We start from the raw sequence: 24,480 nt of genomic DNA, 5'->3' as shown, positions 1-24,480 counted from the left end.
TTCTCAACAAAAAAATTAGTCGCTAGACGAAAACATTTCCGCTAATGCTTCTCCCTGTCTTAATACTCGGTCTGCTTCCAGCTTCGCTAAATCTGGTGGATAACCGTATCTCATTAATATTTTCTTTACTGTCAATCGTAATTTTGCTCTTACATCATCTCGTTTGCTCCAATCAACAGTAGCATTTTTTCTAATGACATCAACAATGGTATGAATGAGTTCTTTCATTTTCTGTTCATTCAAAAAACTTGTTGATTGGTTTTCTCTTAAAACGCTATAAAAAGCATATTCCTCTGGTGTGAGTCCTAAATCTTCTGCCTTGTTATCTTCCAAACGCATTTCTTTTGCTATTTCAGATAGTTCTGCCAATACTTGTGCTGAGTCTATTTGATTGTTATGATAACGTTTTACAACAGATTCTAGCATTTCAGAAAACTTTTTTCCTTGTGCTAGATTCTTTGTTTTTCTTATGCGAACCTCGTCACTTAACAGTTTTTTCAAAAGTTCAAAAGCAACATTCTTTTGTTGCATATTTTTAACTTCCAATAAAAACTCATCTGAAAGAATACTAACCGAAGGTGTTTCAACTCCTGCTGCTTCAAAAACGTCAATCACACCATCACTTGACAAAGCATCATCTACAATTTGTTTAATAGCTGTTTCTACTTCATAATCCGATTTGATTCCACTTCCTGTAAACTTATTTAATCGTGCTTTTACAGCTTGAAAAAATGCAACTCCGTCTTTCAAAACTTCTGCTTCTGGACTTGGAATTGACATTGCAAATAATTTCGATAACAAAGTAACTTCTTTTAAAAAGCGGTCTTTTAGTTTTTGGTCTGCTAAAATAAAGTTTTGAGCACCTAATAATACTTGTAGCTTTTGTGCAGTATCGACTTTGAAATATTGCTTAAAATCAAAACCATTGAACATTTGTTCTACGATTTCGAACTTCTCTTTCATTCCCGCAATCGCTTCCTTTATATCTACAACAGGTGAGCCTTCGCCACCACTTTGTAAATAAGTTGCCATTGCTTTACGCAAGTCTTGACCTATTCCTATATAGTCAACGACTAAACCACCTGGTTTGTCTTTATAAACTCTATTTACTCTTGCAATGGCTTGCATTAAATTTGCTCCTTGCATTTTTTTATCTACATACAACGTATGCATACTTGGTGCATCAAAACCAGTTAACCACATATCACGCACAATGACCAACTTTAGTTCATCATTAGTGTCTTTAATTCTTGTTGCTAAATCCTTTCTTTGATTTTTAGTGGTATGATGTGGTTGAAAAATCTCTGGGTCGTCTGTAGAACTCGTCATTATGACTTTGATAGTTCCTTTGTCTAAATCGGCATTGTGCCATTCTGGTTTTAAAGCAATAATTTCATTGTACAATCTAACACAGATATTTCGTGTCATTCCAACAATCATTGCTTTTCCTTCAAATACGTTTTGTCGTGCTTCAAAATGAGAAACAATATCTTTAGCAACATCTTTTAAACGGTCTGGGTCACCAACTACCGAATCAATAGTTGCTGTTTTCTTTTTGGCTTTTTCTATTTGTTCTTCAGTTGCACCTTCAATACTATTGATTTCATCATCAAGTTCTTTCGCTTTTTGTTCGTCTAGTTTAATTTTTATCAAACGAGATTCATAACTAATAGGAACGGTTGCACCATCATCTACAGCTTGTTTTATATCGTAAACATCAATATAATCTCCAAAAACTGCTGGTGTGGATTTGTCTTCTTTTTCAATTGGTGTTCCTGTAAAACCAATGTAAGAAGCATTTGGCAAGGCATCACGCAAATACTTGGCATTACCGTATCTAATTTCAGAACCAATTATGTTTCCTTCATTGTCTTTTATCTCAACTTCTCGACCTTCAAAACCGTATTGACTTCTATGAGCTTCATCTGCAACTACAACAATATTAGTTCTGTCTGATAAAGTTTCGTAAACATTGCCTTCTACTGGCGCAAATTTTTGAATTGTAGTAAATATGACACCGCCACCGGATACTTTCAACAATTCTTTAATATTTTCTCTACTATCGGCTTGTACAGGTGTTTGTCTTAATAAGTGAACACAATTACCAAAAGTTCCAAATAGTTGGTCGTCTAAATCATTACGGTCTGTAAGCATTACAATAGTTGGGTTTTCCATTTGCGGATGTGTAACAATTTGACCACAATAAAAAACCATCGATAAGGATTTTCCAGAACCTTGAGTATGCCAAACTACCCCAACTTTTCTATCGCCTTCTGCTGAATTGGTTGCGCGTAGAGTTTGTGCAACTGCTTTTTGAACCGCGTAATATTGATGATAAGCACTAACCTTTTTAATTTTCCTTTGAGAAATCAAACCAGTTCTTTCGTCTTTCCTCTCTTCTTTTTCAAAAACCGTACAATATTGAATGAGCTCAACCAATGTTTTTTTGTTGAGCATCAGCTCAGTCAAAATTTGAAGTTCAGTTCTCTTATCACTCTTATTTCGTTCTTCTTTTGGAATTTGCCAAGATAAGTAACGTGAAAATGGAGCTGAAAGACTTGAAGTGGCTGCATCTAAACCATCTGAAATCACACAAATGGCATTGTAATAAAAAATACTCGGTACTGCTTTTTTATAGTTCTGTATTTGGTTGTATGCTCTACGTAATGTTGCTTTTTCACTCGTTGCACTTTTGAGTTCTATAAACACTAAAGGTAGACCGTTTACATAAATAACCACATCAAACCGTTTTTCATTGTTATTTTCTTTAACGACCAATTGATTGACTACCCAGAAGTTGTTATTATCAGGATTTTCAACATCTAGTAGGCTTACATTTATTCCTTTAGTTCTGCCTTCTTTAGTATATTCTACGGTTACACCATTAGTAAGAAATGTATGGAAACGCTCGTTGTTTTCCATTATCTCTTCTGTGCCAAGATTGATAACTTTTTGGTAGGCTTCTAAACGTGCTGATTCTGGAAGTGTAGGATTTAATTTTTTTAGCGAATCTTTAAAATGATTTTTTAATAATACTGAGCTAAAATTTTCACGCTTTGGATTATCACCAACGGGTGAAATATCAGTTCCATTAAAATACAAATAGCCTTGATTAACCAATTGGTCAATTAAAGATTGTTCTATGGCGTTTTCGTTAAGCATTTAGTTTAAATTATAGTAAGTCTTTATTTCAGTTATTAACTGACTATGATTCTTTTTTAACTCATTAATCGTCCATTGGGGTTGTTGCATAATTTTTATAGAATTAGGAAAGGATTCTATACTTGATTTGAAATACTTTTCTTTTTTTTGTTGAAACTCCAATCGACCTTGCCCAGAGTTTTTGCGTCTGCTAATTAGAACCAAATTACCAAGTTTGTGTGTCCATTCTTCTCTTTCTTCTGTGCTAAAATCGTTTATCCATTGACTATTGTCTTTTGGTGTTTGAGGTAAAATGTGCTCAACAGACATTTGATTATAGTCCGTTCTTTTTTCTTGATGTAACGGTCCTTGAAGGAGGTAATCTATTTTTCTTAAAATATATCTAGCAAATCGTCTTCCATAGACAGTATTAGTTTCAATTTGCCATAAAAATGTAGCTTTATTAAATGTAAAAACAGAATCTTCAAACAATGCGTTTGTCTTTTCATCTAGAGAAACTCCTTTGAGTTTCGAAGCATTTTCAATTCTCTTGATAATAGTATTCATTGCTTCAATTCTGGTTGTTGGTGTTTCTTTTGCCATCCAATCTCCCGAGAATTTATTATCCAATAACCTTAAAAATTCTAAGATTTTATTATCACCGAAATGTTTGCGATAAGCCAATAGAGGAGGAATCCAAATATCTGACAATGTAGTGTCTTGCATAATACTTATTAAATTATCAAAAGCCCAACTATTATCTAGGTGATAGTTGTTGCCACTAAATACTACATCAAAATGTGTTTTAAATTCTTCTATAATATCAAAAGTATCATCTCCCTTAGTTAAAATCGGCGTTGTTTTTTCGTATTTTTTGGTACTTTGATTAAACTTTTTAGGATTGTAAATATTATCTTCAAACTCTTTTAACAAGTTGTGACGTGCCTTTTCTTTTACCAAAATAGTACGTATGTAAGATAAAAATTGGTCAAAATCTTCCCCTAACTCTCCTTCTAGCTCTTCCCAATAGATAGCGTAGTCATTCTGTTTTTTTTCTGTACTAACTTCTTTTAAGTTTTGTGCTTTTAAGATATCACTATTTCTCAATTTTATACCTCTGTCATTTAGGACTGTAAATAGTCTAAAAGCATCCTCTAACTCATTGCTAGCCACATATACTAAAATAACGTATTGCCTTAGATATGGAAAAAAAGTGTCCATATCCAAATTATCTGCATTGCTAAACCATTTATTTATAATTAAAATGGCTTTGGCCATATTACGAATAGAAACATTTTTAGACGTATTGATTAATTCCTGTAATGCATCACTTTTTTGTGTTCCTCCATCTTCCTTAAGATAAATTGTAATAAAAGACTCCACTTCTGAACGAATAGCAAATTCAATACGTAAACGCTCAGGAATGCCGTCGTCTGGATTACCTTCTTGAAATATGGCTTTAGCACAGGTTTTCTTTCGTGTATCTTTAGTTGTTTTATCTCTAATTACAGCTTGTAAAATATATAATGTTGTTAGACGTTGTTGTCCATCTAAAACTGCGTTTTCTTGGTACACTGTACCATTAAAATTTTTATTTTGGCTATGTAATACCAATGAACCTAAAAAATATTGACTTTCTGGGGTATTAAGGGCAGCATAGGAAATATCATCTAATAAGGTGCTAATTTGGTCTTCTGCCCAGACATAAGGTCTTTGGTAATCAGGTATATTAAACCACATATCTTCTGCGAACACATCCTTAATAATTATTTTGTCGCTTGCTATTTGTTTACCCGATACTTCTATACTCATATTTTAATCAAAATTAGTTTTAAGAAACTGCAATGTTTCTTTGTTAATTATAACTTCTGTATTCCCATATAAGAAACCAACAAATTGTTTTACGGCATCATCAGTAATTATCCATCTTATTTGGTCATTTTCATGCGAAGCATCTAAAATTCTATTGATTTGGTCTTCCTCAAAAAACGTGATGTAATCATTTAAATATGCTATGCAATCATGTGTTATCCCAAAATTTGGAGATTCTACAAGCCTATCAATAATCGGTAAGTACTCGTCCAATATTGCAGCACCTATTATTTCCTCAGCATCTACCTCAACAAGGTAAATGTCATCATCTTTATTAATGAGAACCACTTGGTTGTCATTAATATTCATCCAAAACCTTATTATATTATCTTTTGTAATTTTAAAACTTAAAAACTCATTAACTTTTTCAATAAAGTAATCATCAAAAAATTGAGAGACGCTTTTTTGCTGAAACTCCTCATAAGATTCAACAACAGTGATATTATGATGTACGTCCAAAGCTTCCTTTAACCTACCATCTTTTACACAAACAAAAACATTCTTATTCGGTATTTCCTGTAGATATTCTAAAACAGAAAAATATAATAACGCATCTTTAAAGCCTTTATCTGTATTATCCTTTCCTTCAAAAGGTGGTTTTTTATTTACCGCTAAATCTTTTATTTGAGGAAGTATGTTGTTATCTTTTATATCGATAATTTCATATGTGAAATCTTCATCATTAACTAACTTTTCAATATAATCATCTACGTTGAATGCGTTTGTGTTTGATTCGTCTATTTCTAACAGATTATGAAATGGATTGTCTAAAAACTTTTGTTTGTTACTTTGTAGATTTTTACGTTTCTGTCTTTTTATTTCTTGGATTACTATGTCTGGAATAACAATATCTGCAACATCTGCAAAACGTTCCAATTCATTACGTCCACCTAAAAAAGTTTTAGCCTCTGCATTACGGATTATATTGGTATCAAAGATTACTTTTTCTTTCATTGCAACTAATCTTTAAATTCATTTACACGTAATTTTCCACTCATTAATTTCGGCAACAAAGTATTTCTAGTTTCTGCTAAATTTTTGATAATATCCTTGTTTAAGGATATTTTATTTGTTGTTGAATTAGCTATAGCTGAAAACTCTTTAACTTTTTTAAAGTCTATAGGCAAGGGTAATTGATATTCTGGGATTGCCTTTTTTGATAAGTGTAATACGGTTGTTCCATTAGAATAACCAATACAATGACCTTTAAATCGTCTATCTTTCATTAAATAATAAAGAAATGAAGAAGATACATCCTTATGAGTAGAATTTACTTTTACTAAATCCATAGTGATGAACATTTTGTCAAATCCTCCATTATCAAATACAAACGCTGGATTACCTAAAACTTCTGCATCTTGAGTTAAGTCCGTGTGTGCTACGACTAAATCGCCTATTTGTACTTCTTGGGTTTCTTTTGGTGTTCCATTAAAAGGTTTAAAACCTCTTGTTTGAAAGCCACCATTTCTGTCAAAACTTTTCAATGTAACTAAAGCCTCATCACTTTCTGCTACTAATTCTTTTCCTTTATAAGAATACCCATTGATAGTTTCTAGTAATTCATTCATTCCAAAAATCTGCCATTCATTAGGTAGTTCGTCACCTATTTGATATTTTCCAAACCATTCTTTAAAAATAGTTTGAGCGGTTTGTTCTAAAGTTTTGTTTTGTAATTTGAGCAAGTCTATTTTATCATCCATTAAACTAAGGACTAAGGCAATCGCTTTTTGTTCCTCTATTTTAGGAATGGATATTTTGAATTCCGTTATATCTGTTTTTAGTACTCTAGGAACTGTTGTTCCTCTATTTGCCAATAGCAATTCTGCCTTTACTCTTGAATTTAAAAGGGTGTAGTATAAAAACTTATTGTGAAGTTTTTCTTCATCTGTTCTCAATGCCATTACTCTTCTCGATAATTGGTATAATTGGTCATCTGGCAAGATGGCAACCTCTCCAGCTGGAGCTTCAGTTGTAATAATTAAGTCGCCTGGACTAATAAAACCTCTAGTGCCATACTTTTTGTAGTTTTCATTACTGATATAACTACTCTTTGCAAAATCTAATTTTCCATTTTTGACATTAGCTGCACTTATGAGAGGAATTCCTGAGTCTGACTTTGGAGGAGTAAATCCTCTATAATCGATTATTTCTTTTAATCCTTCTTTTATTTCTATTGTACTCCAATTACTCATATTTTGAACCCGATTTTTGCTAGCTCTATCGCAATTTCTTGATTTAGTTGTTGCTCCTTATCCATTTGCTGTTTTAATTTGGCCGAAAGGCCAGCCATTTTTTCTTCGAATGGGATACCGTCATCATCTTCGTCAGGTATACCCACATAACGTCCAGGTGTAAGTGCATAACCGTGTTTTTGGATTGCTTCAAGAGTAGCAGATTTACAAAAACCTTTTACGTCTTGGTAGTTTTCTCCTTTTCTCCAATTATGATAAGTGTCTCTGATTTTCGCAATGTCTTCCTCGGTAAAATCCCTATGTACACGGCTTTTCATAAAGCCTAGTTCTGAAGCATCAATAAACAAAACTTCTTTGCCATGATTGCTTTTTTCTATACGTAAAAACCAAATACAGGCAGGGATACCTGTATTGTAAAACAATTGTTTTGGTAAAGCAACTATAGACTCTACCAAATCGGCATCTACTAAATTTTTACGTATATCACCTTCTCCAGACGTATTAGTACTCAAAGAACCGTTTGATAAAACGGTAGCCATTACACCTCTTGGTGCTAAATGGTAGAGCATATGTTGCATCCAACCGTAATTGGCATTTCCATTTGGTGGCGTTCCGTATTTCCAACGACCATCTTCTGCAAGAATATCTATTCCCCAATCTTTTTGATTAAAAGGAGGGTTTGCAAGAATAAAGTCTGCTTTTAAATCTGGGTGTGCATTTTTAAGAAATGTACCTTCGGTATTCCAAGACACAAACTTGCTGTTTATGTTGCGTATGGCAAGGTTCATTTTTGAGAGTTTCCAAGTGGTTTGGTTGCTTTCTTGTCCGTATACCGTAATGTCTTTTATGTTTCCGCTGTGTTCGGTTACAAACTTTTCACTCATTACAAACATTCCTCCAGAACCACTTGCTGGGTCATAGACTCGACCTTTGTACGGTTCTATCATTTCTACCATAAGCTTTACAATAGCTTTTGGTGTATAGAATTGTCCACCTTTTTTCCCTTCAGCATTGGCAAATTCACCTAAAAAATATTCATAAACTCTACCAAAAAGGTCTTTAGAGTTTTCGTTTTCCGCTTGTAGTTCTGTATTGGAAATCAAGTCAATCAGTTCACCCAAAGATGTTTTGTCTAAATTGGCTTTACCATAAACTTGTGGTAAAACGTTTTTTAGCTCTTTATTTTCCTTTTCTACTGTTTCCATAGCTTCATCTATGGTTTGTCCAATAGAAGGCAATTTTGCTTGTGCTTGTATGTGGCTCCAACGTGCTAGTTTCGGAACAAAGAAAGTGTTTTCGGCAATGTACTCGTCTCTATCTTCTGGGTCAGACCATTCGTCAGCTTCTAGTTTATCGTATAATTCAGTAAATGATTCCGAGATGTATTTTAAGAAAATCAAGCCCAATACTACATGCTTGTATTCGGCAGCATCTATGTTTTTACGAAGTTTATCGGCTGCCTTAAAGAGTTTTTGTTCAAAACTGCTATTATCTGTTTTTGCCATTTAGTTAAGTGATTATGTATTAGTGAAGAGAACATAGTTAATGGTAGCACCAAAATAGCCAATCCATAGCCAAGAAAAAAACGACTTTCCGCAATTGTGGGAAAAATCATTGTTTTGTCCTTTCCTATTTATAGAAGTAAACCAATAAGTTCACGATTTTGAATAGGGAATTTATAAACTCTTTACAAATTGCACCTTTTGTAAAGAGTATACCGTATCCTATTGCTCAAAGTAACAATTGGACTTATGGCTGCTGGTTTGTAGAACATTTTGAAGTTTACTCCCCATAGCTAATCCGGTCGCGAATACCGCCGCTAGCCCGATGAATAATTACATCGGCCTTGTATTTTTTAGCTAGTCTTTTGGCCTTGCGCAAGGCCGTACTCTGTTTGCGATGTTTGCTAGTGATACGTTGGTTGCCTTCGCGACGTACTGCCCAACCTTCTTCATAAGGTACTACATGTTGGTGCCAAGTTCGACGCCGTTTACGGCTTTGAAAGCTGTTGAAAAACAGTTCAATCAGCTCGATTAGGGTGTGTGGCCAAGATTTGCTTTTTGACATATTTATACTAAACCTCTTTACGCTGTTCTTTATTGTCCATCCCAGCCAACTTCTCCCGCAAAACCTTCATATCCTCCTCCACCTTCGAATCAATAATCTTGGCATAATGCTGCGTCGTCCGCAAATTCTTATGTCCTAGCATTTTCCCAACCGTTTCAATCGGTACGCCATTGGTTAGCGTAACCGTAGTAGCAAAAGTATGCCGCGCCAAATGGGTAGTGAAATTCTTTTCGATATCGCTGCGGTCGGCAATTTCTTTGTGGTAGGCGTTGGACTTTTGATTGCTCCATAGCTCCCTTTTCCCATTTCGGTCCACCCAAGCCCGACCGTACCAAAAGTGAAGTGCACGACAAAATTGAAAAAGTCCCTCCGCCGTTTCTTGCATACGGAAACGGCGGAGGGCGTAGGTGGAGCCGGAGACGGCCGAGCGTCAAGTAAAAGTCCGGTGGACCTTTTTGGCGAAGGAGCGGGACTGCCGCGCTGGCCTTCGAATCCCGTAGGCGGAACGCAAAAAACCACCCGAAGGTGGTTTTTGAAGTGGAGCCGGAGACGGCCGAGCGTCAAGAAAAAGTCCGGTGGACCTTTTTAGCGAAGGAGCGGGACTGCCGCGCTGGCCTTCGAATCCCGCAGGCGGAATGCAAAAAACCACCCGAAGGTGGTTTTTGAAGTGGAGCCGGAGGGATTCGAACCCTCGTCCAAACAAGCAATGCCAGTGCTTTCTACATGCATAGTTTCCGCTTGATTTTCGACGCACGCCTGACCGGAAACGGCCTAACGAACGCTTAGCTCCTTAAGGTTTTGGTGCCGCTATCGAAGCGCTAACGGCCTTATATCGACATTTATGGTGCTCCGGATTGAATCGCCGTCGACAGAGGCTATTCAGGAACATCTCGCTTCCCTACCTAGTAAGGACGAGGCTAAATCTTACTATAATTCAGATTAAGCGGCAAGAGCGTAGTTATTATCGCCAATTAAAAGTGTGAAATATGAGATTAACGAGCTGTATCCCAGCGCTCGACATGCTTACATTGCCATTGGTCTCGCTGTCAAAACCAGTCGGCCCCTTAACCGGTATCGCAATTCCTGCAAAGGCAAGAACGAATTGCATCGATACCGCTTATTTTTTTCAATGAACATTAATGATCGGGGCGTTTCCCTCGCGTCACCGCTCGGGGCGGGCTATCCGCTCCTACTCCTCCCCTTCTCCGTTTTCGCTCCGCGCAACTCCAAAGGCTGCGGGGTAACCGCTGCTATCCCTAACGCGGCCACCGTTGCCCTAACAACAGCCAAACCAAAGACCGTTCAAAACACGGGCCCTGGCCGATGTTTCGTATGAACGAAGCGGTAAAGATACCCCAAAAAGTATTCCAAAAAAAGTTTTGCCAAGCCCCTGCCATCCGTTACATTTGAAACCCTTAGCGGCAAGGAAGTTACAAAACCACAAGTCTATGAAGTTTGGAATCATTCGCGAACGTAAAAATCCGCCGGACCGTCGGGTCGTCCTATCCCCCGAAGCCTGTGCAGCGGTAACCGATACCCATTCCGAAGCCACCATTATCGTGGAACCTTCCCCCATTCGCACGTTTAGCGACTCCGAATACCGTAGCAAAGGATTTACCGTAGCATCCGAAATGGAAAAATGTGATGTACTGCTGGGCGTTAAAGAAGTTCCCATAGCGGCATTGCTTCCCAATAAAAAATACTTTTTCTTTTCACATACCATTAAAAAACAGCCGTACAATCGCGACCTGTTACGGGCCATATTGGATAAAAACATCGAATTATACGACCACGAGGTCATTACCAATACCAACGGCATACGGTTGGTGGCCTTTGGGCGCTACGCCGGTATTGTCGGCGCCTATAACGGTTTTCGGGCGTATGGCCTAAAGCATGGTACGTTCGCGTTGCCCAAGGCGGAAACCCTTCCCGACCAGAACGCCTTGATCGCCGAATTGAGCAAGTTGACCCTCCCAAACATAAAAATTATCCTTACGGGACGCGGACGCGTTGGTAATGGCGCCCGCGAAATACTCGATGCCATGTACCTTAAAAGGGTGAACGTTGGCGACTACCTGGAACATGAATTCGACGAACCCGTATACTGCCAAATAGATGCCTCCGAATACAACAAACGAAAGGATGGCGTACGCGGAAACAAAGCCGATTTTTTTGCCAATCCCCAAGAATATCGTTCTAATTTCTATCGTTTTGCACGGGTAAGCGATTTCTATATTGCAGGTCACTTTTATGGGCAGGGCGCCCCCTACCTGTTTACCCGGGAAGATGCCAAAAAGGACGATTTTAAAATCGGCGTGGTCGCAGACGTCAGTTGCGATATCGATGGCCCGGTAGCCACCACCATCCGCCCTTCTACCATTGCCGACCCTATATATGGGTATGACCCCCAAACCGAAACGGAAGCAGATTTCAAAAGAGAAGGTACCGTAGCGGTTATGGCGGTGGACAACCTACCCTGCGAACTCCCAAGGGATGCCAGCGTGGGTTTTGGCGAGGCCTTTGTAAAACAGGTGATCCCCGCTTTTTACAATGGTGATAAAGACGGTATTTTGGAACGCGCGCGAATGACCCAAAACGGAAAGTTGACCGAACGCTACGCCTATTTGAAAGACTATGTAGGTTCCTAAAACCAGGGCAAGCGGCATATGGTCCTATTTTGCTTCAAACGGAAGCTGTTTTACTGTCGTTAAAACGTCCGTTCTGCCCCCTTTTTTCACTTCCTTCTTCCACTGCATAATGTCATTGCCATGAATGAAATGGAATTACACCGAAAAAACGATTTAATTCGGTTTAATACCATTTTAACCATGAAATAGCACTAATAAATGGTTTCTTTTTCAGCTGTTCTTCGTTAAAAAATAGAAACGTAGCTAAGGCTATGCTTCCATTTTTTGCCTTGAACAACTAAAAAATAATTCCATTTCTATACATGCCATTTCAAAGTTAAAATGGTATAATATGCGGCAACATGTATGTAAAAAACTTATATTGTAAGGCTATTTATCCGTTACGGCCCATGACCTTCCACTGGAAACTGAATGACGATACCGACGAAAAACTAAAACGTTTTTGCGTTGAGCTGGAATATCGGTTACGGCCAAAAATCACCCGTTTTTTACTAAAGCGATTGGATACCGAATTCGACGGCGACCTGTCCCGTTTCCATTTCGATATCGACATGATCACAAAACGGATCTCCTTTTCTGCCCAAACCCCTTTGGAATACATACAAGGCATTGAAGCCGATTTTGATATGGAAATCAATCGGAACTGCTGCTGACCGTACGCCCTATCGTTCGCATCATTGCGGTTCCCCATAGTAACAATAGGGATAAAAACCCGCCAAAAGCCAAGGTAACGAACCACATGCGCGGTTCCCCCATACTATTTCCAATGGCCAATGCCAAAGCGAGCGGATCGCTGACCACGTCCCATGAATTGAAGCGCAAGAACCGTCCGAGGTAAATACCATATCCACATAAGAAACAAACGATAAACAGGCAGACCTTGGAAAATGCTTCCGAATACCGCTCTCGAAGCATTTGATATACGTCCCAAAGCGATAGTATTCCGAAAAGTAGTCCGGTAAACGCAAAAACAAAGACCAAAAAAAGATCGTACCAGGGAAAAACGGACAGCTCGTTCTGTAGGTGGATCAGATCGGTAATGATATACGGACTGTTCGGCAAAAAAAGCAACCAACAGCCCAGTACCGTAAAAAAGGGGATGGTTCGCATGTTCCGCCATCGGCGAAGCCTTAGGAAGCTGGTGCACAAGTAGGGTACAATGGCCAGGAACAAGTTCCAAACCAGGAAAAGAAAAAAGAAACGCCCCGTCAACCATATCCGAAACAATAACAGGCATAAACAAAACAACACAAAACCAAAAAGGGAGCTCCATGCGCCCCTTATTCGGAAGGCGCTCGATAGTAAAGTAGTTTTTGTAAACATCAGATAAAATAGGTTAAGGTGATATACAATTGTGCTCCATGGAAAATGGAAAGAAAAAAGGCCATCAAGTGTTCTTGATTATCTTTCAAACTCGCCAAAGTATTCACGAACATCGCAAAGGTGGTAAAGCAGATAAAAACGATCGAAAACACCAAATAAGCGAGTACCAGGTAGCGCATGCCCAGGGTATCCACCATTTGGTACAGGAGCACCATTAGGTTAATGATGGCTATATTCCCAATGGCGGCATAGGCGATGTATTTGTTGATACCATGGCGAAACAGTGGATCCATACTATTGTTTTTTCATCAATTGGTACCAGGTATATTCCTGCCACGTTTTTTCTTTTTCCGCCAACACAAAATCGGTGTAACGTTCATTGATCGTCGTTTGTTGATCCAGCATCAAACGGTCACTATGCGTTTTTCCGTATCGGAACAATTGCGGTAAATGCCCGTTTTTCAAACCGAGCAAATAAGCAATATCGGGACGAGCGACCTGATTTAGATTGTACCAGGTAATCGTCCGATCCCAGGGTACGCCCGTCGCCAAAACCAAAACACTGAAAAAAACGACGGTATTGCTACGTACCAGGTACCAAAAACTTCTAATATGTGCTACCTTGACATAGGTGGTAATAAGGCCGGATACGGTGAGCAGGAGATAGACAAACACCCCGATCCGTTTGTAGGTAAGTCCCAATGCGGCAACGTACATCCAGTTTTTGTACCAAGTGGTCAATACCAGTATCAGGTTGCATACCAACCAGGTATAGGTCAACTTCCGTAGGGCGCCATTGGTATTAAAAAAATTGAGGTTTCCCCTAAAGAAATATAAAATGGTACCGATGGCCATTGCAATAGAAAACACCAATGCATACACTCCTTGGTGCACCGAACTGGAATACGCGGCGTTGTCCGATATGGACGGGCCTGTCAGGTATATCACATCGGTAGTTAAAAACAGCAGCAACAATACGTTTAAAACACCCAGGACCATGGTACCGACGGTATACTCCTTTTTTAGCGTACCGGCCCGCGCGCTCAAGAACGCTTTGTCAGGAGCCTTGAGTGCGTTTTCACAATTGGCATCAAAAGCCACCAGTTCCTCCAGATGCCGCGACGTTCCGATATTCAGGAACAACAAGTACCCCAATAGGGTGAAAACTAGCCTTGGTAAGCTCAAAACACTAAAATCGACCTGTTGTACCAATGCCTCGAATACCGGGTTGGCCGTGCTATATAACCAAGTGAACAAACAAATGGCCAAAATACTGATCGCCGCCCCCAAAACATAGGTGCCAATATTTTTGGTCGTTCCCGGGCGCACCGTTTTAAGTTTCCCCCGTAATGTTATATAGTCCAGTGCATAACCAAAAAAGGACTGGACAAAACCGATAAAAGTGGCAATGTACAAGGAAGTTTTTACGGTCACCGTAGTACCGATAAAAGCGGCAAAACACAACAGGTGCACCAATATATGGAAGGGTGAGGCATCCATGAATACCATAATCGCGGTAAACAAGTATGCAATGGCATACCGCCATGGAATGGTTTTCCAATTGCGGACGGTACATAACAGAACAACTACTATAAGGGCCATTAATAACACATTAACGCCAAAACTTTTACCGTAAAACAACCAACTGAACAAGAAAGAAGCCGATAACGCACGAATTTGATAACGCACATTTTGCTGTAATTAGAATTAAACAATGAACTCGTTTAGACTTTTTGGATTGAAGCGAAAATTATTGATTTAAAGGCCTGTTGAAGACTTTTTTGAGTTTCATAGCAGGGCTACGAAAGGAAAAAAAGGTAAAAACAGGGTTGTAAAGGGTAATTTTTTAGCCTCCCGACAGTTCGGGAAAAAAAGTTTAAATGAGTTCAATAGGTAAATAATACCAAACCAAGAGCATGTTGGGCACTACCGCCCCCAGGGCGATACCATGTTCGCGATACGCGGTAAAACGGAAAACGCCATGGACCGTTACCATCAGTAAAAAAATGGTATTGACCACCGCGGCCAGTACCATACACCAAAAACCGATACCGACCAGACCGCTATCACCGCTGCCCTTGCAGCGTAAAACACAAAGGACCCCGATGCAAAAACTGCCTAAAGCGGCCTGCACTGCCCTGTAATACCAATTGCTACTTAAAATGGGCCAATCTAACTTGTTCATTGTCCATTTACTTTTCTTGTAAGCGTTTGGTGTAGCTATGGCTATGCAAAACCCTTACCGCGGCAGTAAATGAAAAAGCAACTTCGTTATCTAAGGCGCATTTTAAGTAGCAATTGGTATAATTGAGTACATATTTGAATCTTCGTTTCATTATTGTGGTTTTATTGTATTGCGAAGGCTGTTTTGATGGAGTTGATTGGCTGGCCCAAGAGCTTAAAAAAGTGAAGCTGATGAAAGGGCAATGCCCTTTTTCCCTTCCGAAAAGCGCGGATAAACCGTTTGATCTCATCGGGATAGAGCAATGTGCCCAACACCACCACCGCTACCAAATAAGCACTCCGCTTACCGTTGCCCCATAAGTAATATTGCATGCTTACCTCCTCCGGAACCGATGTACCCGTGCCAGTGAGTACATGAAATACATCATGACTTTCCAATTTCGGTTGTATTTCAAAATGATGTTTCAGTAAAAAACATCCTAAATGAAAGCCAAGGGATTGCTCCGGGTACCGCAACAAATCGTTAGCGGTCAGCTGCCAAGCGGCATCTCCCTTAAAATATTTTTGATAGGGCGCCTTGCTCCACTCGTAAAGGGCTTCCAATATAAATGCTCTCATAATAAAAATTTAAAAGTACTTTGTATTTCAAAGTAAATAGATAAAAAAATTTATTTTCCGATCAATTTTTCCAACGCTTCAATATGCTTTTTAAAGGCTGTTTTCCCTGATCGGGTGGCTGCATATCTGGTGTTCGGTTTTCGACCGATAAACTGCTTTTCCACACTGATGTAACCCACCTTTTCCAATGCCTTTGTGTGGCTTGCCAAATTACCATCGGTAACCTCCAACAGCTCCTTTAACATCTTAAAATCGGCATGGTCGTTCACCATCAAAACGCTCATGATCCCCAAACGGATGCGATGGTCAAAAGCCTTGTTTATGTTATCGATCAAACTCATGTATGCCCTTTTCTCAACTATTTTTTCCTATGGCCCTACCGTGCCGGTCGGCCAAACGACCAATACGCTTTTCCTGACTATCGCCTGTCATATTTAAAATACATCATACTTCCGTATAACACGTGGCACACACCAAAACCTAAAATCCAGAACAGGAGGCCGTATCCCGTAAAATAGGTTGCCAACAACCCTAAAACAATATTGGTAATACCCAGGTAACGTACGTCCCCAAAAGTATATTTGCTGGCATTTAAACAGGCCATCCCATAAAACAACAAGGTAGCAGGTGCGATCAACATCCAATACTCCAAGCGCAGTAATAACAATACAAAAATACCGCCCGCCCCCAAGGGAATCAAAAAGTTCACCAACAACCTTCTGGACGAAACGTTCCATATCTTCTCCCCGCTACGTTTTGCCTTCCGAAAGGTCAACAGCATTGCGGTCAGCACGGCGAATACCACCACTCCAAGCGCCACGGCCAATAAGGTCAGTTGAATTTCTTCATAGGTATCAAACTTCCAAAAACTGGGATACAAGATCAAATAGCCCAAGTAACCGCCGATCAACGCATACACCCCCGCCAAAATTCCGGAAAGGCCGCTCAATGAAATGAAGCGCGACGAACGGCTCATCATACTCTTTATTTCGGTAATGTCTTCTAAGTATTTATTCGAGTCCATGTAAAAGTACTTTGAAATACAAAGTTAATTAAAAAAACGAATTGGACTACTTTTGGGCGCAAAAAAAAGAGCACCCTGTTCCTTGTCCATGGTTTTAAACCGATAATCGCCGCTTTTTTCAGTTTCGGTGCGAAAATCAATTGACTGGCGCTACCTTAAACAGACAAGATGCTGGCTTTATTATAGATATAGAAAGCATTTTAAGTGCATGACATCCCATAAATCAAAAGAACAACGATTATTTACAATAATTATCCTACACCATATTACTTTTGAATTACAAAATTCGGTAAACATGCTTCCCCTTAACATGATTGCTTCTTCCCTCTTGTGTCCTAATACCAAAACAGGCTATTTATTTCTGCTGCTTTTTCTGGTTTGCGCATTTTCGTTTCGAGCACAGGATACCGATAGCGACCTCATTCTGGATACCAACGAATGCGAACTTTTGATTCCAAGCCAGAGTTTTGAAGATGCCGTGCCCTACGACACACCGCCGCAAGGTTGGCTTGCCAGCGGTTATGATTTTGGTTTTGGTTGGGGTACGCATGATTTTCCATCCGGGAATGCCAACTACGATGACGCCCCCCATGGCAACCAATTTCTCAAAGTAAACACACAAGCCTTATTCACTCCGCCAGACATCTATACCCCGGTAACCAAAACGCTTACTATGAATGCGCAAAACGCTGTATATAGCGAGAGTGGTTACATTTTTACCTTTTGGGCGGGAGAAGGGGCAAGTTTCCATAACTTTCGCAATGATGGTACTACCTTTGTACAAATGGGCTATGGCACCAATGCAGGGGACTTCACCCCCATTCCCGACCCTGATGCAGAATTGACCATCAACCCTTTGGACACCCCACAAAGCTTGTTATCTCCTCCCGAAGGCGTATGGACACAATTTTCGATATCGTTTTCCGTTGATGCAGCGAGTCCGGCCTTGGGAGAAGGAATCCTCATCCAGATATCCCATACCTCAGGTATCGATATCAACAACGATCCCTCTAACCGGATCAACGGTTATGCCGGAAATTATGATGATTTTCATTTGCTTTTGGATACGGATAGTGACGGTATCGAAAACTGTGCGGACCCCGATGCGGATGGCGATGGTGTGCCCGATGGTATGGAAGCCGGATGGGCCACTTATGATGCCAATGTAGATGGCTCGCAGTACGATTTTGATAATGATGGCGTGGTAGACGGGAACGCCTACCTCAGCTTTCCCGGATCCGACGACCCCACCCTAATTCGAGATTTGGACAGTGACAACGACGGTATCGACGATGTCATGGAGGGCTGTCAACTCGGCGGAGGTACGGGCTTTGATTTTGAAAGTACGGTTATTGTTGACGACCCCCTTTCCCCGGCCACGAACGAAATGTATTCCGATGGAACCATTACCTTTTGGGACGTTCAGACCACGGGTTCCGGCGGTAATGCCATTGGAGTGCACTACGCCAACGTTCAGAATACTATTGAAAACAACATCACGGGAGAAAACTATGCACCCAATTATTTGACCGACGGAAGGGGTATTTACAATGGCCCCAACCCACAGGACAACGGAAAATTTGCTTACATCAACGGTACCGGTACCATAACACAGTTGCCGGACCCTAGCCGAAATGCCCTGATAGAAATGGGCAGCTACATCCTTACCGTGGCCCTGGGCGACGGCATCGATTATGAAAAATTATACCGAAACGACGGCCAAACGACCTTGGAGTTGGGCTATAATGATGGTGGTACGTTTACACCCTTATCGAGCAGAGTGATAGCGGGACATGAAACCCCGAACGGACTTTGGACCGATTTTCAGCTCTCCGTTGCCATTCCCGATGGCTCTCCGGCTATCGGTAATTTGTTACTGGTCCGTATTTCACATGTAGGGGACTTTGATAACAACCAAGGGGTGGGGAATTACGATAATATCCGTATCGCTTTTGATTTTGATGGGGACGGCGCCCCGGACTGCCTGGATCTCGATTCGGACAACGATGGTTGTTCCGATGCCACGGAAGGGGGAGAAGGGTATTCCGATGACGATAACGACGGTTTTCTTGGTGTGGGCGTACCTACGGTAGATGCCAATGGTCTTGTTGTTGGCGCCGGGGGATATGTATTGGCCGAAAATATCGCCGTACGTTCCGATGGAACGGTAAGCTTGAGCAATACCTTGACCAATGCGAACGTCTGTGTTGCCGCCGAAACGAGCTTTACCATAGCTGCCAGCGCCACCAATGGTGGCATTTTACAATACGAGTGGCGTGTCAGTACCGATGGGGGAGCTACCTTTGGTGCGCCGTTGGCCGAAACCTCCAATACCCTGTCGTTCGATACTACCGCTGCCGACAACAATAACGTATATCGCGTGGAGGTATGGTCCACCAACTATTTGTGCCGACAACGGTCCGCGGCCACGCTTACCCTAATCGACGCTCCCGCACTCACCGATATTTCCGCAGAAGAAAATAGCATTTGCGTAGGTAGTGAAGCCGTTTTCAATATTACGGGCAATCCGAACGATACGATAACCTTTACTATCGATGGTGGAACTTCTACAACCACTAGTATTCTGGATGGGGCCGGAACCGCGGCCATACCCGTACCCGACCTGACCGCGGACGTTACCCTCGAGGTATTGTCCATTGTTGATGCCGTAACGGGCTGTACGGCCAATTTTGTAGCGCCTTATCCCTACACGGCAACGGTAATTGCGGACATTGTTCCCACGTTCACCATAGAAGAAACACCATGTGCGCCGGACCTTCAAACCTATTCCGTTACCTATAGCGCTCCGTACGGAACGTTGACGACAGACCCGTCGTTCACGGTTAACGGAACTACCATCAGCGGCATCCCTACAGGAACCGATTTTCAGGTACAAGTAGCCAACAACAGTTGCGTAAGAACGTTTGACGTATTTTCACCAGATTGTCCATGCCCTATTATAGCACCTCCAGTAGACCCCGTAGATGCGCAAACCTGTTTCGGTGAAGCCATGCCTACCCTATCGGTGTCCCTGCCTTTCGATGGCCTTGGCGATGATATCAATTGGTTCGATAGTGCTGAAGACGGTGCGCTTTTGGCGATCGGTCCCGATTTTACCCCTACGGAGACCGAAATCGGGAGTTACACCTATTTTGCCGAAGCGATACAAACGGTATCGGAATGTACCAGTATCGAAAGGATTCCCGTTACATTGACCATTATCGATCCCGCACTCCCGACCGAAGTGACCGTAACCCTTTCGGCCATGAACGGTAACGGCAATACCACAAATCAGATAACGGTAAACACTTTCGGAACGGACACCCTTGACAATATCTTGGAGTATAGTTTGGACGACCCTTTTGGCCCATACCAAACTTCCAATGTGTACAGGGATGTTCCCGGAGGATTGCACACCGTTTATGTACGAAACACCAACGGATGTGGAAGCGTGGTCAATAGTGAGGAGTTTCTGGTCATCAGGGCCGCCAAATTTTTTACCCCCAATGGTGATGGCATCCACGATACCTGGAACGTTGAAGGATTCTCCGATACTACCACCGTTTCGGAACCTTTTATACAGCTATATGATCGTTATGGTACCTTTTTAAAATCCTTGGACCCCAATGGGCCGGGCTGGGACGGTATTTTTAACGGGCGAACACTGCCCGAAAACGACTATTGGTACAGGGCCGGGTATATCGATCGAAATACGGGAAAACCCATACAATTTACGGGGCACCTTACCTTAAAACGTTGACGTTCCGCGGATGCCCCTTATTGCTTTAAATTTGGTTTTACCTTAAAATTCAATACGGCCTTATTTTCCGCATAAATGGTGAGGTATGTTGTCTTTTTTAATCGTTTTCGAAATTTGATCTTAGAAACGAAGCCTTGGTTCTTTTTTCGAATGCGCATTTTTCGCAACTTTCCTTCATCTGCCAAGGCATAATAGATGCTCTGTTTATCGGCAACCGCACTAAATTCAAAAGTGGAACTATTACTTTCGGTTAGTTTTACCAGCCCCACCGTATTGGGCATTACCTTGATACGGCCTTCAAAATAATCCGGAAAATAAACAGGCGCACTAAAAAATTGGTGTAATCCGACCGGAGTTTCCAATAGTTGCCAAGAATCCTTGGCAGGAAAATGATGCTTTATAAATAGTTCGGGCGGCGTTAGGTAATAATGTTCCGAAAACCGTTTTACGAATTTGTTCAATCGGTTATCATAATATCCGGCGCCCCAAGTGGCATCCAAGAGTTCCCATTCCCCATCTATTTTGACGGCGTTCCAGCTATGGTTCTTTACCAAACGTTTTCCCGAAACGTCCATAATATCCGTCTTGGTAAGTCCAAGAATCACTTTTGAAGGTATGGAAAAATCGTTACAGAGATAGTCGAACATTAGGGAATACTCATTACAGATGCCTTCCCTTTTGGAAAAGGCCTTCTTGATGAGTTTCCTTTGATGGCGCTCTATTTGATATCGCTTTCCGAACTCCGAATAATAGAGCATTTCGGGTGCGACGGCAAAAACAGCGTCCAACTCATATTTATAACGAATGTTGTGGGTCAACCATACAAAAGCGGCACGTACCCTATTTGCATCGGTATCAAAATCATTTTGAATACGAATCGACAACTGCTCGATACTGGAAAAATCAGGATAGTTTTTTACCTTGCTGTCAATATGGTCATACTCCTGGGCCAATACTGGAAGTCCGACCAGTAAAATGGCAATTCGTAAAAATACTTGTCGCATGCTCGCTTTTTGTTAAAGATATGAATCCTGCAGAACACTACATACTGGACCGGCCGGAGCCTTACCGTAGCATTTTACTACAGCTTCAGGTCATTATAGAACATACGGTTCCCGAAGTGGAACTAAAATTCAAATACAAAATCCCCTTTTATTATATCGACGGGAAACCGTTCTGTTATCTTAACCATGCCAAGGATTATGTGGACCTTGGTTTCTGGCATTCGGCGCATTTGACCGTGCACTTGGAACACATGACAACCGCCGGAAGAAAGGTGATGCGTTCCTTACGTTACAAGCAGGTCACCGACATCGACCATACCATCGCAACCGAAGTACTCCAAAATGCCTTTGAAGTACGCTCAAAAAAGTTCTGGAAAGACTAGTGATCAATCGTTCAGCTTGCCCTGAAAAACGTTCACCTTTGGGTTTATGGGATTTCCGGCGATACGCCTGAGCGTTACGATCTGTCCGGCATGCCAAACGGCATCCTCAATCGGGCCGTTGATGTTGTTCCAAAAAGGAAATTCGGAGCGTCCATTTTCCCTGACAAATACTACCGGGAAGTCTTCCAGCCGTTTCGCTTTTGAAAACAGCATACTGGCCATTCGCAACTGTTCCAAGGTCGCTTTTCGTTTTCCTTCCAAGGTGAGCTCTGGGAGGTCTACCGTAAAATCGCGGGGCTGTCTTTGCGCCGATTTTAAAATGACCAAGGAGAGGTTATAAACATGGTCCATGGTTTCCGCTATCGTCCTTCCCTCGTTATCGGGAGCATAATGTATCGCTTGCTCGGTAAGCCCTTCGGTGGCCCAATGGTACCGAAACCCCAATCCATCGATCATCCGCGATACTACTGTGCCCGCAGTATAGGTTTGTGGTGCTTCCGGTATGGTGGCATAGGGAAGGGAATCGGTAGCCACCTCCTGTGCATTGAGGGTTGAAATCGCGACGATAGCAATGAGGACAAAAATTCGTTTCATGAAGTGCTGTTCTGGTTAAAGCGATAAAATTACGGTAATATGTTCTGAAATAAATACAATGGCAAAGAAACTCGGATTACCAGGTTCAAACTCAAACTCAAATTCAAACTCAAATACAACCCGTACCTGAACGCCAATCGAAAAAACGCTTGTCATGCCGAGCCTGTCGAGGCACCTGATCAAAGTCAGGCTCAAAAATCAAATTCAATTACAAAAACAAGCTCAAGAGTCAAATTCATGCCTCTTAATACTAACTACTTTGTACTAACTACTTTTTTAAAAAAAGACCGCTGCGCTCAAAGAACAAGGAGGAAAGACTAAAAAAAGTTCAAGTTCAAGTCTCAAGTTCAAGTTCAAACTCAAACTCAAGCGAACAACTTTTTACTCACTACTTTTTACTGATCACTTATTGTTTATTGCTAATTGTTCATTGTCCATTGTCCATTGAAAAAAGACCGCTGCGCTGAAGGAACAAAGACAAAAGATAAGTTCAAGCGCAAGTGTCAAGTGCAAGCTCAAAGCCAAATTCAAATTCAAACTCAAACTTAAACTTAAACTTAAACTTAAATTCTAGTTCAAATTCAAATTCAAGCGAACAACTTTTTACTCACCACTTTTTACTGATCACTTATTGTTTATTGCTAATTGTCCATTGAAAAAAGACCGCTGCGCTGAAGGAACAAAGACAAAAGACAAGTTCAAGCGCAAGTGTCAAGTGCAAGCTCAAAGCCAAACTCAAATTCAAATATCAAATACAAAAACAAGCTCAAGAGTCAAATTCAAGTCTCTTAATACTAACTACTTTGTACTAACTACTTTTTTAAAAAAAGACCGCTGCGCTGAAAGAACAAGGAGAAAAGGCAAATTCAAGTGTCAATCCCAAACACGAACGGACAACTTATTACTCATTACTTTGTACTCACCACTTTGTACTAACTACTCACTAAAACCACCGCGCAATGGTATTCCTTCAAGCTACAGTTCCAGTATCTTTAACCGGTTCCGTTGCACGATCAACTTGCCCTCCCCTTCCAACTTTTTCAGCAAACGCGATACGACCACCCTTGAGGTATGCATGTCCGTAGCAATATCCCGATGGGTAGTATGTACGATATCGTCTTGGTTGACTTTGGCCTTGTCCTGCAAGTATTTCAACAGCCGTTCGTCCATTTTCATAAAGGCCAAGGTATCAACGGTCTCCAAAAGCTCCATCATTCTTATATGGTAACTGTCCAATACAAAATTCCGCCAAGTATGAAAACGGCCCATCCATTCCTGCATCTTCTCTACGGGAATCATTAAAAGTTCGCTATCGGTTTCGGCAACAGCACGAATTTCGCTTTTTTTGTTTCCCAGACAGCATGAAAATGTCATCGCGCAACTATCCCCTTTTTCCAGAAAGTAGACCAACAATTCGTCGCCTTGCGCATCTTCCCGTAGCACCTTGATCGCACCGGTCAACAACAACGGCATTTTGGTAATCGGCTGCCCGATGTCGATAACCGTTTCCCCTTTTGAAATGTGTCGGGCGACAGCGACCATTTCTATCGCCTTTAAAAGTTCCGGCTCAAAAATATAATCGTAACGTTCGTGAAGTTTTTTGTTCATCGCTTCCCATTTTTACCCGAGAGAATGCCTATGCGTCGGGACATTTTTGATACCGTTCTGGT

21 protein-coding genes and 1 other RNA gene are annotated in these 24,480 nt (G+C 41.0%); 4 read left to right on the top strand and 18 right to left on the bottom strand.

Annotated features, from left to right (window positions below):
* Nucleotides 1–15: 15 nt before the first annotated feature.
* From ACRD7P_RS08075 to ssrA, 8 genes are all read right to left on the bottom strand, one after another.
* Nucleotides 16–3,162, bottom strand: coding sequence for a type I restriction endonuclease subunit R (locus ACRD7P_RS08075; protein ID WP_430907035.1), 3,147 nt, complete (start codon nucleotides 3,160–3,162; stop codon nucleotides 16–18).
* Nucleotides 3,163–4,953 carry a DUF262 domain-containing protein gene (locus ACRD7P_RS08070; protein WP_430907034.1) on the bottom strand — a complete coding sequence of 597 codons (1,791 nt, stop codon included), beginning with the start codon at nucleotides 4,951–4,953 and terminating at the stop codon, nucleotides 3,163–3,165.
* 3 nt (nucleotides 4,954–4,956) lie between these two features.
* Entirely contained in the window at nucleotides 4,957–5,967 is a 1,011-nt protein-coding gene (locus ACRD7P_RS08065; RefSeq protein WP_430907033.1) for a PIN domain-containing protein, read from the bottom strand.
* A gap of 5 nt (nucleotides 5,968–5,972) precedes the next feature.
* Nucleotides 5,973–7,205, bottom strand: coding sequence for a restriction endonuclease subunit S (locus ACRD7P_RS08060; RefSeq protein ID WP_430907032.1), 1,233 nt, complete (start codon nucleotides 7,203–7,205; stop codon nucleotides 5,973–5,975).
* On the bottom strand, nucleotides 7,202–8,710 hold the full coding sequence (locus ACRD7P_RS08055) for an N-6 DNA methylase (RefSeq protein ID WP_430907031.1): 1,509 nt from the start codon (nucleotides 8,708–8,710) through the stop codon (nucleotides 7,202–7,204). The genes ACRD7P_RS08060 and ACRD7P_RS08055 overlap by 4 nt, the downstream gene beginning before the upstream one ends.
* Before the next feature lie 277 nt (nucleotides 8,711–8,987).
* Complete coding sequence (locus tag ACRD7P_RS08050) at nucleotides 8,988–9,272, bottom strand: DUF2188 domain-containing protein (protein WP_430907030.1); 285 nt, start codon at nucleotides 9,270–9,272, stop codon at nucleotides 8,988–8,990.
* A gap of 7 nt (nucleotides 9,273–9,279) precedes the next feature.
* Complete coding sequence (locus tag ACRD7P_RS08045; RefSeq protein ID WP_430907029.1) at nucleotides 9,280–9,657, bottom strand: tyrosine-type recombinase/integrase; 378 nt, start codon at nucleotides 9,655–9,657, stop codon at nucleotides 9,280–9,282.
* Nucleotides 9,658–9,937: 280 nt separating this feature from the next.
* Nucleotides 9,938–10,336, bottom strand: a transfer-messenger RNA (tmRNA) gene (gene ssrA, locus ACRD7P_RS08040).
* Between the two features lie 384 nt (nucleotides 10,337–10,720).
* On the opposite strand from ssrA, the gene ACRD7P_RS08035 reads away from it, so the two are divergent.
* Together ACRD7P_RS08035 and ACRD7P_RS08030 are read left to right on the top strand one after the other, a co-directional pair.
* Nucleotides 10,721–11,920: an NAD(P)-dependent oxidoreductase gene (locus ACRD7P_RS08035; RefSeq protein WP_430907028.1), complete on the top strand. Its 1,200-nt coding sequence runs from the start codon at nucleotides 10,721–10,723 to the stop codon at nucleotides 11,918–11,920.
* A gap of 341 nt (nucleotides 11,921–12,261) precedes the next feature.
* A complete protein-coding gene (locus ACRD7P_RS08030) occupies nucleotides 12,262–12,573 on the top strand; it encodes a hypothetical protein (protein ID WP_430907027.1) in 312 nt (103 codons plus the stop codon).
* Here ACRD7P_RS08030 and ACRD7P_RS08025 read toward each other — a convergent pair.
* The 7 genes from ACRD7P_RS08025 to ACRD7P_RS07995 form a co-directional block, all read right to left on the bottom strand.
* Complete coding sequence (locus ACRD7P_RS08025; RefSeq protein WP_430907026.1) at nucleotides 12,554–13,243, bottom strand: DUF1361 domain-containing protein; 690 nt, start codon at nucleotides 13,241–13,243, stop codon at nucleotides 12,554–12,556. The genes ACRD7P_RS08030 and ACRD7P_RS08025 overlap by 20 nt on opposite strands.
* Entirely contained in the window at nucleotides 13,243–13,536 is a 294-nt protein-coding gene (locus ACRD7P_RS08020; RefSeq protein ID WP_430907025.1) for a hypothetical protein, read from the bottom strand. The genes ACRD7P_RS08025 and ACRD7P_RS08020 overlap by 1 nt, the downstream gene beginning before the upstream one ends.
* Nucleotide 13,537: 1 nt before the next feature.
* Entirely contained in the window at nucleotides 13,538–14,845 is a 1,308-nt protein-coding gene (locus tag ACRD7P_RS08015; protein WP_430907024.1) for a DUF4173 domain-containing protein, read from the bottom strand.
* 274 nt (nucleotides 14,846–15,119) lie between these two features.
* Entirely contained in the window at nucleotides 15,120–15,428 is a 309-nt protein-coding gene (locus ACRD7P_RS08010) for a hypothetical protein (RefSeq protein WP_430907023.1), read from the bottom strand.
* A 161-nt stretch (nucleotides 15,429–15,589) separates the two neighbouring features.
* Nucleotides 15,590–16,045, bottom strand: a complete 456-nt coding sequence (locus ACRD7P_RS08005) for a Coq4 family protein (protein ID WP_430907022.1) — start codon at nucleotides 16,043–16,045, stop codon at nucleotides 15,590–15,592.
* Between the two features lie 50 nt (nucleotides 16,046–16,095).
* Nucleotides 16,096–16,386, bottom strand: coding sequence for a winged helix-turn-helix domain-containing protein (locus ACRD7P_RS08000; protein ID WP_430907021.1), 291 nt, complete (start codon nucleotides 16,384–16,386; stop codon nucleotides 16,096–16,098).
* A 77-nt stretch (nucleotides 16,387–16,463) separates the two neighbouring features.
* Nucleotides 16,464–17,069 carry a hypothetical protein gene (locus ACRD7P_RS07995; RefSeq protein ID WP_430907020.1) on the bottom strand — a complete coding sequence of 202 codons (606 nt, stop codon included), beginning with the start codon at nucleotides 17,067–17,069 and terminating at the stop codon, nucleotides 16,464–16,466.
* A 295-nt stretch (nucleotides 17,070–17,364) separates the two neighbouring features.
* On the opposite strand from ACRD7P_RS07995, the gene ACRD7P_RS07990 reads away from it, so the two are divergent.
* Entirely contained in the window at nucleotides 17,365–20,829 is a 3,465-nt protein-coding gene (locus tag ACRD7P_RS07990) for a T9SS type B sorting domain-containing protein (protein ID WP_430907019.1), read from the top strand.
* A 17-nt stretch (nucleotides 20,830–20,846) separates the two neighbouring features.
* Here ACRD7P_RS07990 and ACRD7P_RS07985 read toward each other — a convergent pair whose 3' ends face one another.
* A complete protein-coding gene (locus ACRD7P_RS07985; protein ID WP_430907018.1) occupies nucleotides 20,847–21,833 on the bottom strand; it encodes a transglutaminase domain-containing protein in 987 nt (328 codons plus the stop codon).
* 20 nt (nucleotides 21,834–21,853) lie between these two features.
* On the opposite strand from ACRD7P_RS07985, the gene ACRD7P_RS07980 reads away from it, so the two are divergent.
* On the top strand, nucleotides 21,854–22,216 hold the full coding sequence (locus ACRD7P_RS07980; RefSeq protein WP_430907017.1) for a DUF1801 domain-containing protein: 363 nt from the start codon (nucleotides 21,854–21,856) through the stop codon (nucleotides 22,214–22,216).
* Nucleotides 22,217–22,219: 3 nt separating this feature from the next.
* Here ACRD7P_RS07980 and ACRD7P_RS07975 read toward each other — a convergent pair whose 3' ends face one another.
* Nucleotides 22,220–22,810, bottom strand: coding sequence for a hypothetical protein (locus ACRD7P_RS07975; RefSeq protein WP_430907016.1), 591 nt, complete (start codon nucleotides 22,808–22,810; stop codon nucleotides 22,220–22,222).
* A 975-nt stretch (nucleotides 22,811–23,785) separates the two neighbouring features.
* Nucleotides 23,786–24,418 (bottom strand): Crp/Fnr family transcriptional regulator, encoded by a 633-nt coding sequence (locus ACRD7P_RS07970; RefSeq protein WP_430907015.1) that lies wholly within the window; start codon nucleotides 24,416–24,418, stop codon nucleotides 23,786–23,788.
* Nucleotides 24,419–24,480: the final 62 nt, after the last annotated feature.

Source organism: Maribacter sp. 2-571, from assembly GCF_050589625.1.
Taxonomy (GTDB): domain Bacteria; phylum Bacteroidota; class Bacteroidia; order Flavobacteriales; family Flavobacteriaceae; genus Pelagihabitans.
Note: the sequence above shows the minus strand (reverse complement) of the source record. Positions and strands in the feature narration are given on the sequence as shown.